Below are 16,412 nucleotides of genomic sequence, written 5' to 3'. Positions count from 1 at the left end.
GTACAAAGGAAGGGCCGGGAGAGGGGGACGGATGACCCGGGGGGCGGAAGCGGCTCTGCATGCCTTCGTCGAGGGAAGACGTTCGGCATTGTTCCGCAGCGCCTATCTGCTCTGCGGCAACCGGGACGAGGCGGAGGACCTCGTTCAGACGACGCTGGTGAAGGTCGTCCTCGGCGCACGCAGGCACGGGCGGCTCGACAACCTCGACGCCTACGCCCGCAAGACGCTGGTCAACACCTTCATCGCGGGCCGCCGCCGCTTCTGGCGGCGTGAGCACGCCTACGGCGAACTGCCCGACGTGCCGGACCACCCGACGGACAGCGACACCGGATTGATGGTCCGGGCCGCCCTCGCCGGGCTCGCGCCCAGACAGCGGGCGGTGCTGGTGCTGCGCTACTGGGAGGACCTCAGCGTCGCCGCCACCGCCGAACTGCTCGGCATGCGGGAGAGCACGGTCAAGAGCCACACGGCGAGAGGACTCGCGGCCCTGAAGGCCGTGGTGCGGGAGGAACTCGTATGAACGGGACGGATGAGCTGGGCGGCCGCCAAGACGGGGAACTGGTGAGGGAGTTGCTCGGTCGGGCCGTCGCCGACGTGCAGGCGCCGGTCGGACGCGACGGAGGGTCCGTCTTCACGACGGCCGGGCGCGTACGACGACGGCGGCGCGCGGCGATGACCGGCACTGCGGTGGCGGTCGTCGCGCTCTCGGTCACCCTCGGTTCCGGCGCGCTGCGCGCCGACGAGGAGAAGACGCCGGTGGCCTCCTCACCGACGGCCCACGCCACCGCGCTCCAGGACCTGTTGCCCAAGAGCGTCGGCAAGGTCACCGCGATCTCGATGGAGAAGATCCTCACCGGCAGGGAGCCGAAAGCGTCGACGAGGGTCGGCCCCTACGACGGGGAGTACTCGGTCGCCCGGGACGGGGGCGTCGGGTATCTCATGGTCGAAGTGTTCGATCTCGCCGCGCAACGCAAGTACCCGGGCTCCAGCGCCGCTTTCACTCCGTGCAGTCGGCTTGGTCATGGGATGACGGGTATCAGGCAGCAGTGCACCGACGAGGCGGTGTCCAGCGGCCTCTTGTCCATCTGGCAGCATTCCTCCACGAATCGCTCCGACGGATCCATGCTCTCCGCGCAACTGCAACTGAAGGACGGCACGGTGCTCAGTGTCCAGGCCTGGGAGGGGTACTCGGGCGTGAAAGCGCTGGGACCGTTGCTGAAGGGCTTCCCGGTGAACCGGAAAGAGATTCGCGACCTGATCCTCAGGAAGGAGCTGTTGCCCTGAACCGGAGGTGACGGTTACGCCGTGCCTGTGCGGCGGCGTAGGTGGCGCCACGCGGTGGGGGCCGTGCTGACCATGACGGTCAGCGCGACCGCCGCCAGCACGCCCTGCCACGGCTCCGGGAACAGCGAGCCGCCGAGGATGCCGATCAGCTGGTAGGTCAGCGCCCAGGCCAGACAGGCCGGCAGATTGCCCCGCACGAAGCGCCGCAGCGGCCACTCCGCCAGGAGACAGGCCAGCATCACCGGTATGCGGCCCGCCGGCACCAGCCGGGACAGCACCAGCACGGCCACATTGTGCTCGGCCAGCTTCGTCTGCGCCTGGTCGAGCCGCTCCTCCGGCGCGCGCGAGCGGATCGCCTCCAGCCAGCGCGAGCCGTTCTTCGAGCGCAGCCCGCGCCGCCCCAGCCAGTACAGGGCCGCGTCGCCGAGGAACGCCGCCAGGGACGCCGTCACGAACAGCAGCAGCAGTGAGAAGGGCGCCGTCTGGTGGAAGGCGACCACGGCCGCCCCGCTCACCAGCGCACCCGTGGGCACCACCGGCACCAGCGCCCCGAACAGCACCAGCAGGAACAGCGTCGGGTAGCCGACCACCTGCTGCGTGGACTCCGTCGGCAGGATCGCGACGACGGCCAGCGGCGTCGCGACGGCCCGGGGTATCAGAACGGCCGGCGTCAGCGCGGCCGGCGGGATCATGGGGCGACCGCCGGTCGCACGCTCTCCCCGTGCGCCAGCCGGTGCACCGCGACCGCCGGCGCGCACTGCGCGGCCCGGCGCACGAATTCCTCACCCGGCGCATGGAACTCATGAGGGCGCACGGCGTCCATCCCGATCGGCCAGTACGTGCCGTAGTGCACCGGCACGGCGCTGCGGGGCGCGAGCCGGGTCAGCGCCTCCGCCGCGCGCCCCGCGTCCAGATGCCCCTCGCCGAGGTACGGCCCCCAGCCGCCCACCGGCAGCAGCGCCACGTCGACCGGCCCGACCTCCTTGGCCATCGCCTCGAACAGGCCCGTGTCCCCGGCGAAGTAGGTCCTGGCCTCGCCCTCGACGACGTACCCGAGGGCGGGGGAGCGGTGCGGGCCGACCGGCAGCCGGCGGCCGTCGTGCTCGGCGGGGACGGCGCGTATCCGCAGCGGGCCCACGTCCGTCTCGTCGCCCGGCGACATCTCGGTCAGCCGCAGATGCGCCAGGCGGCGCAGGCCGGGCACGGTGCGCGGTGCGCCCCGGGGCACGAGGAGGCGCGTGCCCGGCGCGAGGCGCGCGAGGGAGGGCACGTGCAGATGGTCGGCGTGCAGGTGCGACACGAGCGCCACGTCCGCCCGCCAGGCGTCCGGCGGGGGCACGGCCCCGCGGCGACGTCGCAGGTGGGCGAGGCGACGGGCGAACAGCGGGTCGGTGAGCACGCGGACGTTCGAATCCTCGACCGTGCAGGTGGCGTGGCCCCACCAGGTGATCTCCACCGGCACCTCTTTGCCTCCTTCGCGCGACTCCCCCGAAGCCTACGGGCAGGAGTAGGGTCGGCGGCGAAACCCGGAGGTGAGGGGGACGCCATGGGACCGGTGCGGGTCACGGCGATCGCGAGTCTGACGCCGCTCGAGGAACTGGACGCCGATCCCTTCCTGGTGGACTCGCGCGGCCAGCACGCGATGTGCGCGCGGTGGGCCGCGGAGCGGGGGTACGTCGTCAGCCGGGAGCTGCTGGTGCGCGCGCTGCGGCCCGACCACTGCGTGCTGTGGGACGGCGTCCGGGCCGGCGTCGACCTGTTCGTCGCGCCCAGCCGGCGGGTCCTGGAGAGCGCCCTGTCCTCGGTCGAGGAGTTCGCCGAGGAGTGCGAGCGGCGCGGGGTCCGCGTGGAGACGGTGGGCGTCGCGGAACCCGCCTACGACGCCCAGATGAAGGCCCGCGTCCACCGCAGGCTGTCGATGCCGACGGCCGGGTACGACGGCCGGTAGGCCACCGGCCGCCGGCTCCGGGCGGGCTCTCGACGCGGTATGACAAGGTGGGTGGCGGCCCGCCGGGCGGCGGGGCCGGAACGTGAGGTGGGCTGGGCGTGCGGGGAGTGCGTTGGCGGCGGGCCGTCAGTCAGGCCGGGCGGAGCGTCGCGGTGTGGGCGGTGTCCACGGTCACGATGCTCGTGCTCGCGGGGATCCTGCCGGACTTCCGGCTCCAGTCGCCCGACGGCGACAGCTCCACCACGATCGCCGTCACCGCGGCCGTCGGCGCGGGCGTCTTCGGCCTGCTGTCGGCGCTGGCCTGGCCCCTGCTGGTGCGGCTGCTGCTGCTCGTGCCGGCGCTGGTGCTGGGCCTGCTGGTGTTCTTCCTCAACGGCTCGCTGCTCCTGCTCGCGCTGCGGCTGAACCCCTCCGGGCAGAGCGAGGTGGCCCCCGAGACCGCGGTGATCGTCGCCGCCGTGATGTCCGCCGTCGCCTCCGCGACCGGCGGCGCGCTGGCCGTCCGCGACGACGACGCCTACCGGCGGCGACTCCACCGTCTCTCCGCCCGCCGCCGAAGAGACGTCCCGGCCTGCGCGACCACCCCCGGCACGGTCTTCCTCCAACTCGACGGCGTGGGCCACGACGTCCTGCTGGCCGCCGCGAAGAACGGCGTGATGCCCACAACAGCCCGCTGGCTGGGCACCCCCACCCCCCTCACCCCCACCCCCCTCACCCCCGAACCCCTCACCCCCCACACCGCCCCACCCCCCGAGGAGCCCGGGCAACCCCTCGGAGAGAGCCCTGCCGACCGTCACCCCCACACCGCCGCCCCGCCACGCCGCCGTCCCCTCGCCCGTCGCCCTCGCCCTCACCCCCCTGCCCCCGCCCCCACCCACCGGCTCACTCTCTGGCATACCGACTGGTCGAGTCAGACCGGGGCCAGTCAGCTGGGGATTCTGCACGGGAGCAATCACGACGTGCCCGCGTTCCGGTGGTACGAGAAGGACCGCGGGGAGGTCGTGGTCTGCAACCGGCCCACCAGCGCCGCCGAGCTCCAGCGCCGCGCGGTCGAGCGCACCGGTGACGCCGGGCTGCTGTCCGCCGACGGCGCCAGCCGCGGCAACCTCTTCGGCGGCGGCGCCGACGAGCAGGCGCTCGTGCTGTCCATCGCCACCCGGCGGCGCGACGCCGCCACCCGCTCCCGCGCCGGCTACTTCGCCTACTTCTCCGACCCGGCGAACGCCGTCCGCACCGCCCTGTCGTTCGTCGCGGAGGTCGGCCGCGAGATCGGCCAGTCCACCCGCGCCCGGCTGCGCAAGCAGCGCCCGCGCGTGGGACGCGGCGGCCTCTACCCCTTCGTGCGCGCCTTCGCGACCGTCGTCGAACGCGACGTCGTCGTGACGGCCGTCATGGGCGACATGCTCGCCGGCCGCACCGCCGTCTACGCCGACCTCGTCGCCTACGACGAGGTCGCGCACCACTCCGGCCCGGACAGCCGCGACGCGGAGAAGGTCCTCGCCCGCCTCGACCGCTCCCTCGCCCTCCTCGAGAACGTCGCCGAACACACCCCCCGCCCCTACCGGATCGTCGTCCTGTCCGACCACGGACAGAGCCCCGGCGAGACCTTCCGCTCCCGCTACGGCCTCACCCTCGGCGACCTCGTGCGGGCCGGCTGCGGCCTGCCCGTGCCGCGCAAGGCGCAGCGCACCCACAGCGGCGCGGAGGCGCGCGCGGCCGTCCGGGCGGCGCTGCGCCGGCCCGTGGAGGAGGTCGGCGAGCAGTACCGCCCCCCGCGCGGCTCCGAGCCCGTCGTGCTGGCCTCGGGCAACCTGGGCCTGGTCTCCTTCCCGGACGTGCCGCACCGGATGAGCAAGGAGGAGATCGACGCCCGTCACCCCGCGCTGCTGTCCACGCTCGCCAACCACCCCGGCGTCGGCTTCCTCCTCGTCCGCAGCGAGGAGCACGGCGGGGTCGTGCTCGGCGCGTACGGCGCGCAGATCCCCGTCGACCGGCTCGACGAGGAGCCGGGCCCGCTCGCCGCGTTCGGGCCGGGCGCCGCCGACGCGGTGCGCCGCACGCACTCCTTCCCGCACACCGCCGACATCATGGTCAACTCCTTCCACGACCCGGCCGACGGCGAGGTCCTCGCCTTCGAGGAGCAGATCGGCTCGCACGGCGGCCTCGGCGGCCCCCAGACCAGACCCTTCCTGCTGTCCCCGCTCGACCTGTCCGCCCCGGTCGGGGACGGCGAACACCTCGTCGGCGCCGAGCACGTCCACCGCGTCCTGAGCCGCTGGCTGCGCGAGTCGAACGGGCCCGAGGTGCCCCTGGAGACGGCACAGGGGGAGCCAGCCGTCCGCAAGGGGGAGGAGCGGGCCGCCTGAGGGGGGAGTAGCGGGCCGTCCGAGGGGGACCGGGCCGCCGGAAAATCGGCTGCGGCGGGAGGGCCGTACGCCCACACTGTTCCCACATCGCGCGTCCGCCGTCCGCGTCCGCGCCCCGGTCGAACACCCCCGAGGAGCCCCTGCGTTGCAGGCTGCCGTCACCGTCACGCCCTCCCGCATACCCGAGTTGCTGCTCGGGCTCGCCACCGTCCGCCCCGTGTTCCTCTGGGGCGCGCCCGGCATCGGAAAGTCCTCCCTGGTAAGGGACTTCGCCGAGTCCCTCGGCCTGGAGTGCGTCAGCCTGCTCGGCACCCAGCTCGCCCCGGAGGACCTGATCGGCGTCCCGCAGATCCGCGACGGACGGTCGGTGTTCTGCCCGCCGCAGGCCATCGCCCGCGACGAGCCGTACTGCCTGTTCCTGGACGAGCTGAACGCGGCCACCCCGGACGTGCAGAAGGCGTTCTACTCGCTGATCCTGGACCGCCGTATCGGCGACTACGAACTCCCCAAGGGCTCGATTGTCGTCGGCGCCGGCAACCGCGCCACCGACAACGCCCTCGCCCGCCCGATCGCCTCCGCCCTCGTCAACCGGCTCACCCACGTCCACCTGGAGGCCTCCGCGAAGGACTGGCTGGTCTGGGCGGCGGACAACGCCATCCACCCGTGGATCCTGGACCACCTCACCGACCGCCCCGACCACCTGTGGTCCAAGCCGCCCAAGACCGAGGAGCCGTTCTCCACGCCCCGCTCCTGGCACATGCTCTCCGACGCGCTGCACTCCTTCGGCCGCGACCTCGACGAGGACACCCTGAAGGTCCTCGCCCACGGCACGCTGACCCCCGCGCACGCCACCGCCTTCTGCGGCTACGTCAAGATCGTCCGCAGCCGGTACGGCATCGAGGCCGTCCTCAAGGGCGACGCCCCCTGGCCGCACCGCGTCCAGGACCGCGACCTGCTGTACTACCTCGCCGATTCCTTCCGCGGCCGGCTCGTCAAGGAGCTGCCCGCCGACAAGGCGCACATGTCCGCGCACGGCCGGCAGATCGCCTACCGCGCCAAGTCGCTGCTCGTGCAGCTCGCCGAGATCTCCGTCGAGGTCGCCCAGACCGTCATCGCCGCCGACGCCGACGGCAACCCCGTGCTGCCCGCCTGGTTCCTGGTCGAGGCCGCCCGTGACATGCCCCGGCTGGTGGAGGCGCGCCGGTGAGCCGCGACGACCGCGGGAAGAAGAAGCGGGACCTGGCCGCCGAGGCCTTCGCCGAGGGGATGCGGCTGGTGCGCGCCAATCCGGCGCTGGCCGCCCTCGACTTCGACGTCTGCCTCGACGAGGAGTGCGACCTGGCCCCCGCCGACGGCCTCGTCCGCGTCGACTCCGACGGCTTCCTGCACGCCCGCCGCACCCGTCTCGTCGAACCGGTCCTCTGGGCCTGGTCGCTCGCCCACGCCGCGCTCCACCTCGGTTTCGGGCACGTGCCCGCGGCCAGGGGCAAGCGCGAGCAGCCCGACCGGTACGCGCTGGCCGCGCGCTGCGCGGTCGTCAACCGCTTCCTGCTGACCTTCCCCGTCGGCAGGGCCCCCGACGACCTGCCGTCCTCCTACCCCGACGGCGACGAGGAACAGCTCGCCGACCGCTGGCGGCGCACCGCCCTGCCGACCGCCTACCGGCACTGCGGGACCGGCGGCGCCGAGCCGGACATCCTGCTCGTGCCCTGGACGAGCTGGCAGGGCACCAGCGCCCCCGACCGGCAGCTGGCCTTCGCCACCGCCCTCACCCGGACCGTGTCCGCCGCGATGGACATGGCAGGCGGCCGCCGCGACGCCCTCGACGGCGAGACGCCCCACCGCCGCCCCTGGGAGAAGGCGCTGAGCTGGTTCGTCTCCTCCTACCCGCTGCTCGGCGGGATCGCCGCCGGCCTCACGCTCGTCGCCGACGCCGAACTCGCCCGCGCCCACGGCATCTCCGTCGCCGCCGTGAACGCGGAGGCGGGCGAGATCTACGTCAACCCGCTGCGGCGGTTCGAGGACGAGGAATGGCGGTTCATCCTCGCCCACGAGATGCTGCACGCCGCCCTGCGCCACGGCGACCGCTGCGGCGGACGCGACCCCTACCTCTTCAACGTGGCCTGCGACTACGTCATCAACGGCTGGCTGCGCGAGATGGACGTCGGCGACATGCCCGAGGGCGTGCTGTTCGACCCGCAGCTGGCGGGCCTGTCCGCCGAGGAGGTCTACGACCGCATCGCGGGCGACCTGCGGCGCATGCGCCGGCTGTCCACCCCGCGCGGCAAGGGCCTCGGCGACATCCTCGGCGGCCCGCTCGGCCCGCCCCGCGACCACGTCGACCTCGACGGCTTCTACCGGCGCGGACTCGCCCAGGGCCTGGACCTGCACCGACGGCAGGAACGCGGCCACCTGCCCGCCGGACTCGTCGAGGAGATCCGCGCGCTCAGCCACCCGCCGCTGCCCTGGGACGCACGACTGGCCCGCTGGTTCGACGAGTTCGTGCCCCGCCCCGAACCGCTGCGCTCCTACGCCCGCCCCGCCCGCCGGCAGGCCTCCACCCCCGACATCCCGCGCGCGGGCCGCTACTTCCCACCGGAGGAGATTTCCCGCTGTACTTTCGGCGTCGTCCTGGACACCTCCGGCTCCATGGACCGCGTCCTGCTCGGCAAGGCCCTCGGCGCGATCGCCTCCTACGCCGAGGCCCGCGACGTGCCCGTCGCCCGCGTCGTCTTCTGCGATGCCACGCCCCACGACGCCGGCTACCTGCCCGTCACCGAGATCGCCGGCCGGGTCCGGGTGCGCGGGCGCGGCGGCACCGTCCTCCAGCCCGGCGTGGACCTCCTCCAGCGCGCCGACGACTTCCCGCCCGGTGCGCCGGTCCTCGTCATCACGGACGGCTGGTGCGACGTCCTGCGGGTGCGGCGCGAGCACGCCTATCTGATTCCCCAGGGACGTCAACTGCCGTTCACCGCGCGTGGGCCGGTCTTCCGCGTGCGATGAAGTCGAGTGTGATCGGATGGGGGGACGGAAACCCGTCCAACGGGAACCCCATGCGAAAGGAAGAACCGTGGCCACCACGCGCTCCGCACACACCGTCTGGGAAGGCAACCTGCTCGAGGGCAACGGAGTCGTCACCTTCGACTCCTCCGGCATCGGCCAGCAGCCGGTGTCGTGGCCGTCGCGCGCCGAGCAGGCGAACGGCAAGACCAGCCCGGAGGAGCTGATCGCCGCCGCCCACTCCAGCTGCTTCTCCATGGCGCTGTCGCACGGCCTGGCCGGCGCCGGCACCCCGCCCACCAAGCTCGTCACCTCGGCCGACGTCACCTTCCAGCCGGGTGAGGGCATCACGGGCATCCACCTGACCGTGGAGGGCACCGTGCCGGGCCTCGACGACGACGCCTTCAAGGCCGCCGCCGAGGACGCCAAGAAGAACTGCCCGGTCAGCCAGGCCCTCACCGGCACCACGATCACCCTCTCCGCCAAGCTCGCCTGAGCCGGCGGCCCGCCGGCCGGTCGCACGCACCCCGCGCGACCGGTCGGCCCACGGGGCCGGGGTGATCCACCCGGCCCCGGCGCGGCGCCCCTCCCATTGACAGCCGACCCCGCACGTTCTGTGCTGGAAGTCCGGCGGCGCGGCAGCCTCCCTGACGGAAGGGGACAGCGATGGGACGTCCGGTGGGGATCGACCTCGGGACCACGAACTCGGTGGTGGCCGTCCTGGAGGGCGGCGAACCCACGGTCATCGCCAACGCGGAGGGGGCCAGGACCACCCCGTCGGTCGTGGCCTTCGCCAAGAACGGCGAGGTGCTCGTCGGCGAGGTCGCCAAACGGCAGGCCGTCACCAACGTCGACCGCACCGCCCGCTCGGTCAAGCGACACATGGGCGACGCGGACTGGCGCTTCCCGCAGCACGGTGACGTGGAGGGCACCCGCTACCGGGCGCAGGAGCTGTCCGCCCGGGTGCTCCAGAAGCTGAAGCGGGACGCCGAGGCGTACCTCGGCGAGGAGGTCACCGACGCGGTGATCACCGTGCCCGCCTACTTCGACGACGCCCAGCGCCAGGCCACCAAGGAGGCCGGGGAGATCGCCGGGCTCAAGGTGCTGCGGATCATCAACGAGCCGACCGCCGCAGCCCTCGCCTACGGCCTCGACCGGGGCGAGGAGCAGACCGTGCTGGTCTTCGACCTCGGCGGCGGCACCTTCGACGTGTCGCTGCTGGAGATCGGCGACGGCGTGATCGAGGTCAAGGCCACCAACGGCGACACCCGTCTCGGCGGCGACGACTGGGACCAGCGGATCGTCGAGCACCTGGTGAAGAAGTTCAAGGGGCAGTACGGCGTCGACCTCGGCAACGACAGGATGGCGCTGCAACGGCTGCGCGAGGGCGCCGAGAAGGCGAAGATCGAACTGTCCAGCTCCTCGGAGACGACGATCAACCTGCCCTACATCACCGCCTCCGCCGAGGGCCCCCTCCACCTCGACGAGAAACTGACGCGGGCTCAGTTCCAGGAGCTGACCGCCGACTTGCTCGACCGCTGCCGCACGCCGTTCGATCAGGCGGTGAAGGACGCCAAGGTGCGGCTGTCCGCGATCGACCACGTCATCCTCGTCGGCGGCTCGACCCGGATGCCGGCGGTGACGGACCTGGTGCGGGAGCTGACCGGGAAGGACCCGCACAAGGGCGTCAACCCCGACGAGGTGGTGGCCGTCGGCGCCGCCCTCCAGGCCGGCGTCATCCGCGGCGACGTCAAGGACGTCCTGCTGCTCGACGTCACCCCGCTGTCCCTGGGCATCGAGACCAAGGGCGGCATCATGACCAAGCTGATCGAGCGCAACACCACGATCCCCACCCGGCGTTCGGAGATCTTCACCACCGCCGCCGACAACCAGCCCTCCGTCGGCATCCAGGTCTACCAGGGCGAACGCGAGATCGCCGCCTACAACAAGAAGCTCGGTGTCTTCGACCTCACCGGTCTTCCGCCGGCCCCGCGCGGGGTCCCGCAGATCGAGGTCGCCTTCGACATCGACGCCAACGGGATCATGCACGTCTTCGCGAAGGACCTCGCGACCGGCCGCGAGCAGAAGATGGCCGTCACCGGCGGCTCGGCGCTGCCCAAGGACGACATCGACCGCATGATGCGGGAGGCCGAGCAGTACGCGGAGGAGGACCGGGAACGCCGCGAGAGCGCCGAGACCCGCAACCAGGCCGAGCAACTCGTCTACCAGACCGAGAAGTTCCTCCGCGACAACGGCGACAAGGTGCCCGCGGACACCAAGGGCGAGGTGGAGTCCGCGATCGCCGACCTCAAGGCGCTGCTGGAAGGCGACGCCGACACGGACGCCCTGCGGGCCGGCGTCGAGAAGGCCGCCGCCGTCAGTCAGCGGATGGGCCAGGCGATGTACGCCCAGGCCCAGCAGCCGTCTCCGACGGCGGACGCCGAGGGCGCGGCGGGGCCGGACGACGAGGAGGTCGTCGACGCCGAGGTCGTCGACGACGAACGCGGCACCCGGGGCGGGGCCGCCTGACGCCGGCGCGTCCGTCCAGGTCAGCGGCGCGAACAGGCCGGCGTCAGGGGCGCTCCCCGGTGGGCGCGGGCGGCAGCGTCGCGCACACGGCGGTCAGGACGGACGCGTAGGGCGTGCCGAAGGCGGCGAGCCGGGAGCGGAGCCGCTCCAGGCCGTCACGGTGGCCGGTGAGCAGCTCGGTGTCGCCGGTGCGGGCCGCGAACTCCAGCACCGCGGGCAGGAAGTCGGGCAGTTCCTCCCCGGTCAGCTCCAGCCCGTGCCGCCGGTAGAGGTCCGTGAAGCGGACCGGGGACGGGCCGCGCCGCCGGGCGTCGCCGTCCGGCCAGCGGCTCAGGTACAGGCTGTGCCGGTTCCCGAGGTCGAAGACGCGCGCGTAGTGCGCGGCCAGCTCCGCGAGCGGGGTCACGGCCGCGTGATCGGCGAATTCCCTTAGCTGCGGGGCGGCTTCGCGCACCAGGGGCAGCCGGGCGCGCAGGTCGTCGTCGGGGCGGGTCAGGCAGAGCGCGGCCGCCTGGTAGAACACGGCGTCCGAGGGCATCAGGTCTCCTTCCCTTGCCCGCCCCTCGACTCGAACCTAGGGGCGGGCGCGGGAGCGCACCCGTTCACGGCACCCGTACGGGTCACCCCGTAGCCGGCGGGTCCGGGCTCAGGGCTTGCGGGCGACCCCCGCGTACACCGGCACGATGCCCTCCGCCTGGAGCTTCACGTCCTGCGGCTCCGGCCGCCAGCCCGACACCGGAAGCACGCCCGGACCGAGCAGCTCCAGCCCCTCGAAGAAGCGGGAGAACTCCGCGTGCGAACGGGGGTGGAAGGGGGTGCCGCTGCGCCGGAAGTGGTTCGCCGCCTGCTCGATGGCCTCCGGGTTCAGATCGGGGGTGACCTGGGAGAGGATCAGGTAGCTGCCCGGGGCGAGCGCGGCGACGTACCGCTTGAGCAGCCCGTACACGTCGTCGCCGGCCGGGTCCTCGCCCAGGTAGTGGGTGAGCGCCACCAGCGACAGCGCGAGGGGCCGGTCGAGGTCCAGGGTGTCGGCGGCCCGCTCCAGCAGGGCGTCGAGGTCGCGGACGTCGGCGTGCACGTACTCCGTGGAGCCCTCGGGGGAGCCGTGCAGCAGCGCCTCCGCGTGCCGCAGCACGATCGGGTCGTTGTCGGCGTACACGACCTTCGCCTCCGGGGCGACGCCCTGCGCGACCTGGTGCAGGTTGGGCTCGGTGGGGATGCCCGTGCCGATGTCCAGGAACTGGCGTATCCCGGCCTCGGCGACGGTGCGCACGGCCCGCTGCATGAACCGGCGGTTGGCGCGCGCGCCGCGCAGCACCGTGCCGTCCACGGCGAGGATCCTGCGCGCCAGCTCCTCGTCCACGGGGTAGTTGTCCTTGCCGCCGAGCCACCAGTCGTACACGCGGGCCGGGTGCGGGCGGCTGGTGTCGATGCGCAGGGGGCTCTCGGACTCGGATCCGGTCATGCGGGGTCTTCTCCTCGGGCGGGCGGTGACTGGGGGGTGCTCAGAGGCTGCCGCGGACGTCCCGCAGCAGCTTCTTCGTGCGCTGTGCCGACGCGGCGTGCGTCGTGATGTGGTCGAGGACCTCCAGATGGGCGGAAACCTCCTTGCGCGAGTCGAGATACAGGGCGCCGGACAGGTACTCGGTGACGACCATGTCGGGCAACTCCGGTTCCCCGAACCGGAACAGGGTGAACGGGGCGGACGTCCCCGGGTGCGGGCCGTCGGCGAACTCCGCCACTTGCAGGGTGATCCGGTCCCGCTCGCTCAACTCCAGCAGTTTGTCGAGCTGTTCGCGCATGACGGAACTGTCCGCGCCCACCGGCCGGCGCAGCACCGTCTCGTCCATCACCGCCCACAGATGGGGCGCGTCGGGGCCCTCCAGCAGCCGTTGCCTGGCCATCCGCAGCGAGACGTGCCGCTCGATCGCCTCCGGGTTCTTCCGCCCGACCGTCCCCGCCTCCAGCACGGCCCGCGCGTACGCCTCGGTCTGCAACAGCCCCGGCACGAAGTGCGGTTCGTAGGAGCGGATCAGCCGCGCGGCGCCCTCCAGGCTCACGTACAGGCTGAACCACTCCGGCAGCACGTCGTGGAACCGCTGCCACCAGCCCGGCCGGTTCGCCTCCTCGGCGAGCGTCACGAACGCGGCGGCCTCCTCCGCGGGCACGCCGTAGGCCTCCAACAGCACCTGCACGTACGGGATCTTCAGCGAGACCTCGGCCGTCTCCATGCGCCGCACCGTCGCGGGCGCGACGCGCAGCGCGCGGGCCGCCTCCTCACGGCTCAGCCCGGCCGCCTCGCGCAGCTCCTGGAGCCGCCTGCCCAGTACCACCTGGCCCACCGTAGGCGCGGGCCGTCGCTCACTCACGCCACGTCTCCCCTACGTGTCGAGGCACGCGGGTCAGTGTGCCATGTTCCGGTTGAGGTCTCACAGGGGCCGGGGAAAGGGATTACCCCGCGGGTAATCGACCGTGGCCGCGCGGGACGGGAGGGTGGGGTCCACGGGTTCCGGGTCGGCGCACTCCGGTCCGGGACCCGGCCCGGCACGCAGATCCCGATCGGGATTCCGGTCCCCACTCCACCACGACCTCGACGGAGGCTGATTCGTCATGTCCGCAACCCGGCCCACTGCGCTCACCGCCCTCGCCCGCACCGCCGAGCCGCACACCGCGCTGCGCCGCTTCCTCGCGCTGGACGCGGCGGTGACCGGCGGCAACGGGCTCGCCTACCTCGCCCTGTCCGGGCCTCTCGGCCGGCTCCTCGGCGTCGACTCCGCGCTGCTGCTCGGCCTCGGCGCGTTCCTCACCGCGTACGCGGCCGGCGTCGGCCTGCTCGCCGCCCGCGCCCGCCCGGCGGCGCTGCCCGTGCGGGCGGTGATCGAGGCCAACGCAGCTTGGGCGGCGCTCAGTTGCGTCGCCCTCGCGCTGTGGCTCTCGCCGACCGCGGTGGGCGCGGTGTGGACTCTCGCGCAGGCGCTCGTCGTGGCCGGCTTCGCCGGGCTCCAGCACGTGGCGCTGAAGGCGCGCGGGAACTGACCGTTTCGGTCAACCGATCAGCGAGTGCAGGTACTTGACCGTCGCCGGGTCGGCCGGGAGCAGCGTCTCGATGGCCAGCTCGGCGACGGTCACGTCCATGGGCGTGTTGAACGTGGAGATCGACGAGATGAACGACAGCGTCCGGCCCTCGTGCTCGATCAGCATCGGCAGCGCGAAGTACGGTACCGGCTGGGCCGGTTCGGTGGGCTCGGCGGGTTCGGCCTCGGGGGCGAAGGGGGTGCCCGGGACGGTGCTGGGCGCCGGGTACGCGGCGACCTCCTCGTACAGCTCCCGCAGCGGCGCCGAGCGGTGCAGGGCGATGTCGCGTTCCATCTGGGCCAGCAGATGGCCGCGCCACTCGGGCAGGTTGCGGATGCGCGGCGCGAGACCTCGCGGGTGCAGGGTCAGGCGCATCGCGTTCAGCGGCGGCGTGAGCAGGGACTCCGGGAGGCCGTCCAGCAGCATGGTGATCCCGCGGTTCGCCGCCAGCACGTTGTACATCGCGTCCACGACCAGCGCCGGGTAGGGCTCGTAGCCCCGGATCAGCCGCTCCATGCCGGTGCGCAGGGCGTCGAGCGCCGGGTCGTCCAGCGGGGTCTCCCGGAAGCGGGGGGCGTAACCGGCCGCCAGCAGCAGGGAGTTGCGCTCCCGCACGGGGACGTCGAGGTGCTCCGCCAGCCGCAGCACCATCTCCTCGCTGGGCCGGGAGCGGCCCGTCTCGATGAAGCTGATGTGCCGCGCCGAGGAGTCCGCGCGCAGCGCCAGCTCCAGCTGACTGACCCGCCGCCGCTCCCGCCAGGCCCGCAGCAGCGGGCCGACGCCCTGACCGGCGGGACCGGGGTCGACGGCGGGACCGGGACCGGAGCCGGGCGCGACAGTCGTCATGCCCTCGACCGTAGTCGACGCACGAGACGCGAGAAACCGGTCGGCGTGCCGCGAGAGACCGTCCGGCGTGCCGCGGGGAGCCCCGGAAGCTCCCCGGAAGCTTCGCGGAACCGCTCTGACCAGGGTCGCCCCGCCCCTCCTGTGGCACGCTGGACAGGTACGCGACATCCAGGGAAGGGAGCCGTGCCATGGCCGTCGAACCGCTGTCGCAGAAGGAGATCGAGGAACGTCTGTCGGAGCTGCCCGGCTGGTCCGTCGAGGCCGGCAGCCTCACCCGCTCCTACCGGCTCGCCTCGCATTTCGCCGCGACCGCCCTGGTCGTCCATGTCGCACAGGTCCAGGAGGAGCTGAACCACCACTCCGACCTCACTCTCGGCTACAACACGGTGTCGCTCGCGGTGAACACCCACAGCGCGGGCGGCGCGCTCACCGAGCTCGACTTCGCGCTCGCCCGCAGGGTGGAGGACCTGGCCCCGGGCCACGGGGCGCGGTGACGCGACGGACGCGAGGCGTGACGCACGCGGGGCGTGACGGACGGGACACGGGGGGCGCGGGTGCTGGACTACGACGAGGAAGCCGAACGCTACGACGCCTCGCGCGGCGGTGAGCCGAGGGCGGCAGCGGCGGCGCGGGCCGTCCTGGACCTGGTGCCGGACGGGGCGAGCCGGCTGCTCGACGTCGCCTGCGGCACCGGCATCGTCACCCGCAGGATCGCGGCCGGACGCGCCGGTCTGCGGGTGACCGGCGTCGACCTCGCGGCGGCGATGGCACGGCAGGCCGCGGTACGGCTGCCCGGCGCCGTCGTGCGGGCCGACTGCCGCCGACTGCCCTTCCGCGAGGCCGAGTTCGACGCGGTGAGCAGCGTGTGGCTGCTGCACCTCGCGCAGAGCGACGCCGACGTGGGCGCGATCGTCGCCGAGTGCGCGCGGGTGCTGCGGCCCGGCGGCGTCTACGTCACCACGGTCGACAAGGCCGCCGCGCACAACGTCGGCAGCGACATCGACGCCGTGCTCGCATCCCGTCCGCCCCGGGCGGCCCGCGACGAGGCGGCGCGCGTCGAGTCGCACGCCGCCGCCCACGGTCTCGTCCCGGCCGGACGGGCCCGCTTCCCGGGCCGGGGTCAGGGCCGCAGCCCCCGCCGCACGATCGCCGACCTGCGACGCGGCTGGTTCATGACCCTGCCGCCGGGCGAGCCCCTCGCCGAGGACTTCGCCGCCCGTCTGACGCGACTACCCGATCAGGACCGCCCCCGCCCCGACCCCTGGTTCACGCTCCTGGCGTTCCGCAAGCCCGCTCATGGTCGGTCCCCCGTGGTCCCCTCGGGGAGCGAGTCGGCCAAGTAGGTCGCCAGATCCGGCACTTCG

The 16,412-nt window shown here is 73.3% G+C and carries 17 protein-coding genes; 11 read left to right on the top strand and 6 right to left on the bottom strand.

The annotated features are described in order from the left end of the window. The first annotated feature begins 31 nt into the window (after positions 1–31). Entirely contained in the window at positions 32–520 is a 489-nt protein-coding gene (locus ACFYX4_RS13915) for a SigE family RNA polymerase sigma factor (protein WP_389331076.1), read from the top strand. Positions 521–594: 74 nt separating this feature from the next. Continuing rightward, positions 595–1,284, top strand: coding sequence for a hypothetical protein (locus tag ACFYX4_RS13910; protein ID WP_389331073.1), 690 nt, complete (start codon positions 595–597; stop codon positions 1,282–1,284). Between the two features lie 14 nt (positions 1,285–1,298). Here the strand turns inward: ACFYX4_RS13910 and ACFYX4_RS13905 are convergent, their stop codons facing one another. Together ACFYX4_RS13905 and ACFYX4_RS13900 are read right to left on the bottom strand one after the other, a co-directional pair. Continuing rightward, positions 1,299–1,976: a DedA family protein gene (locus ACFYX4_RS13905; RefSeq protein WP_389331070.1), complete on the bottom strand. Its 678-nt coding sequence runs from the start codon at positions 1,974–1,976 to the stop codon at positions 1,299–1,301. Further along, complete coding sequence (locus ACFYX4_RS13900; protein ID WP_389331067.1) at positions 1,973–2,746, bottom strand: MBL fold metallo-hydrolase; 774 nt, start codon at positions 2,744–2,746, stop codon at positions 1,973–1,975. Before ACFYX4_RS13900 ends, ACFYX4_RS13905 begins: the two co-directional genes overlap by 4 nt. A gap of 84 nt (positions 2,747–2,830) precedes the next feature. On the opposite strand from ACFYX4_RS13900, the gene ACFYX4_RS13895 reads away from it, so the two are divergent. The 6 genes from ACFYX4_RS13895 to dnaK all read left to right on the top strand — a co-directional run bounded on the left by ACFYX4_RS13895 (position 2,831) and on the right by dnaK (position 11,127). Then, the gene (locus tag ACFYX4_RS13895) at positions 2,831–3,232 is read left to right on the top strand and encodes a hypothetical protein (protein WP_389331064.1); all 402 of its coding nucleotides are present in this window, start codon (positions 2,831–2,833) and stop codon (positions 3,230–3,232) included. A 98-nt stretch (positions 3,233–3,330) separates the two neighbouring features. Then, positions 3,331–5,598, top strand: a complete 2,268-nt coding sequence (locus ACFYX4_RS13890; RefSeq protein ID WP_389331061.1) for a phage holin family protein — start codon at positions 3,331–3,333, stop codon at positions 5,596–5,598. Positions 5,599–5,743: 145 nt separating this feature from the next. Next, positions 5,744–6,805 carry an ATP-binding protein gene (locus tag ACFYX4_RS13885; protein WP_389331058.1) on the top strand — a complete coding sequence of 354 codons (1,062 nt, stop codon included), beginning with the start codon at positions 5,744–5,746 and terminating at the stop codon, positions 6,803–6,805. A 59-nt stretch (positions 6,806–6,864) separates the two neighbouring features. Further along, positions 6,865–8,601 carry a hypothetical protein gene (locus tag ACFYX4_RS13880; RefSeq protein WP_389331731.1) on the top strand — a complete coding sequence of 579 codons (1,737 nt, stop codon included), beginning with the start codon at positions 6,865–6,867 and terminating at the stop codon, positions 8,599–8,601. A gap of 67 nt (positions 8,602–8,668) precedes the next feature. After that, positions 8,669–9,094 carry an OsmC family protein gene (locus tag ACFYX4_RS13875; RefSeq protein ID WP_389331055.1) on the top strand — a complete coding sequence of 142 codons (426 nt, stop codon included), beginning with the start codon at positions 8,669–8,671 and terminating at the stop codon, positions 9,092–9,094. Between the two features lie 170 nt (positions 9,095–9,264). After that, positions 9,265–11,127, top strand: a complete 1,863-nt coding sequence (dnaK, locus tag ACFYX4_RS13870; protein WP_389331052.1) for a molecular chaperone DnaK — start codon at positions 9,265–9,267, stop codon at positions 11,125–11,127. Positions 11,128–11,170: 43 nt separating this feature from the next. Here the strand turns inward: dnaK and narJ are convergent, their stop codons facing one another. The 3 genes from narJ to ACFYX4_RS13855 all read right to left on the bottom strand — a co-directional run bounded on the left by narJ (position 11,171) and on the right by ACFYX4_RS13855 (position 13,496). Then, positions 11,171–11,665 carry a nitrate reductase molybdenum cofactor assembly chaperone gene (gene narJ / locus ACFYX4_RS13865; protein ID WP_389331049.1) on the bottom strand — a complete coding sequence of 165 codons (495 nt, stop codon included), beginning with the start codon at positions 11,663–11,665 and terminating at the stop codon, positions 11,171–11,173. 108 nt (positions 11,666–11,773) lie between these two features. Next, positions 11,774–12,592 (bottom strand): SAM-dependent methyltransferase, encoded by an 819-nt coding sequence (locus ACFYX4_RS13860; RefSeq protein ID WP_389331046.1) that lies wholly within the window; start codon positions 12,590–12,592, stop codon positions 11,774–11,776. A 40-nt stretch (positions 12,593–12,632) separates the two neighbouring features. Beyond that, positions 12,633–13,496 (bottom strand): helix-turn-helix domain-containing protein, encoded by an 864-nt coding sequence (locus tag ACFYX4_RS13855; RefSeq protein WP_389331043.1) that lies wholly within the window; start codon positions 13,494–13,496, stop codon positions 12,633–12,635. Positions 13,497–13,737: 241 nt separating this feature from the next. Between ACFYX4_RS13855 and ACFYX4_RS13850 the strand changes: the two genes are divergently transcribed. Beyond that, a complete protein-coding gene (locus ACFYX4_RS13850) occupies positions 13,738–14,163 on the top strand; it encodes a hypothetical protein (RefSeq protein ID WP_389331040.1) in 426 nt (141 codons plus the stop codon). Between the two features lie 9 nt (positions 14,164–14,172). On the opposite strand, the gene ACFYX4_RS13845 is transcribed toward ACFYX4_RS13850, so the two are convergent. Further along, positions 14,173–15,048 (bottom strand): helix-turn-helix domain-containing protein, encoded by an 876-nt coding sequence (locus ACFYX4_RS13845; RefSeq protein ID WP_389331037.1) that lies wholly within the window; start codon positions 15,046–15,048, stop codon positions 14,173–14,175. A 188-nt stretch (positions 15,049–15,236) separates the two neighbouring features. Here ACFYX4_RS13845 and ACFYX4_RS13840 point away from each other — a divergent pair, with 188 nt between their 5' ends. Both ACFYX4_RS13840 and ACFYX4_RS13835 read left to right on the top strand, forming a co-directional pair. Continuing rightward, positions 15,237–15,542 (top strand): 4a-hydroxytetrahydrobiopterin dehydratase, encoded by a 306-nt coding sequence (locus ACFYX4_RS13840; protein WP_389331034.1) that lies wholly within the window; start codon positions 15,237–15,239, stop codon positions 15,540–15,542. A 60-nt stretch (positions 15,543–15,602) separates the two neighbouring features. Beyond that, positions 15,603–16,391, top strand: coding sequence for a class I SAM-dependent methyltransferase (locus ACFYX4_RS13835; RefSeq protein ID WP_389331728.1), 789 nt, complete (start codon positions 15,603–15,605; stop codon positions 16,389–16,391). Positions 16,392–16,412: the final 21 nt, after the last annotated feature.

Origin of the sequence: Streptomyces sp. NPDC002328, from assembly GCF_042890065.1 — a bacterium.
Taxonomy (GTDB): Bacteria; Actinomycetota; Actinomycetes; order Streptomycetales; family Streptomycetaceae; genus Streptomyces.
This window is presented reverse-complemented; position numbering and strand designations above follow the sequence as displayed.

Bases quoted from the DNA above. Each gene is read 5' to 3' on its own strand.
- ACFYX4_RS13915 (WP_389331076.1), top strand. From the start codon at position 32: ATGACCCGGGGGGCGGAAGCGGCTCTGCATGCCTTCGTCGAGGGAAGA.
- ACFYX4_RS13905 (WP_389331070.1), bottom strand. From the start codon at position 1,976: ATGATCCCGCCGGCCGCGCTGACGCCGGCCGTTCTGATACCCCGGGCC.
- ACFYX4_RS13895 (WP_389331064.1), top strand. From the start codon at position 2,831: ATGGGACCGGTGCGGGTCACGGCGATCGCGAGTCTGACGCCGCTCGAG.
- ACFYX4_RS13880 (WP_389331731.1), top strand. From the start codon at position 6,865: ATGCGGCTGGTGCGCGCCAATCCGGCGCTGGCCGCCCTCGACTTCGAC.
- dnaK (WP_389331052.1), top strand. From the start codon at position 9,265: ATGGGACGTCCGGTGGGGATCGACCTCGGGACCACGAACTCGGTGGTG.
- narJ (WP_389331049.1), bottom strand. From the start codon at position 11,665: ATGCCCTCGGACGCCGTGTTCTACCAGGCGGCCGCGCTCTGCCTGACC.
- ACFYX4_RS13860 (WP_389331046.1), bottom strand. From the start codon at position 12,592: ATGACCGGATCCGAGTCCGAGAGCCCCCTGCGCATCGACACCAGCCGC.
- ACFYX4_RS13850 (WP_389331040.1), top strand. From the start codon at position 13,738: ATGTCCGCAACCCGGCCCACTGCGCTCACCGCCCTCGCCCGCACCGCC.
- ACFYX4_RS13845 (WP_389331037.1), bottom strand. From the start codon at position 15,048: ATGACGACTGTCGCGCCCGGCTCCGGTCCCGGTCCCGCCGTCGACCCC.
- ACFYX4_RS13840 (WP_389331034.1), top strand. From the start codon at position 15,237: ATGGCCGTCGAACCGCTGTCGCAGAAGGAGATCGAGGAACGTCTGTCG.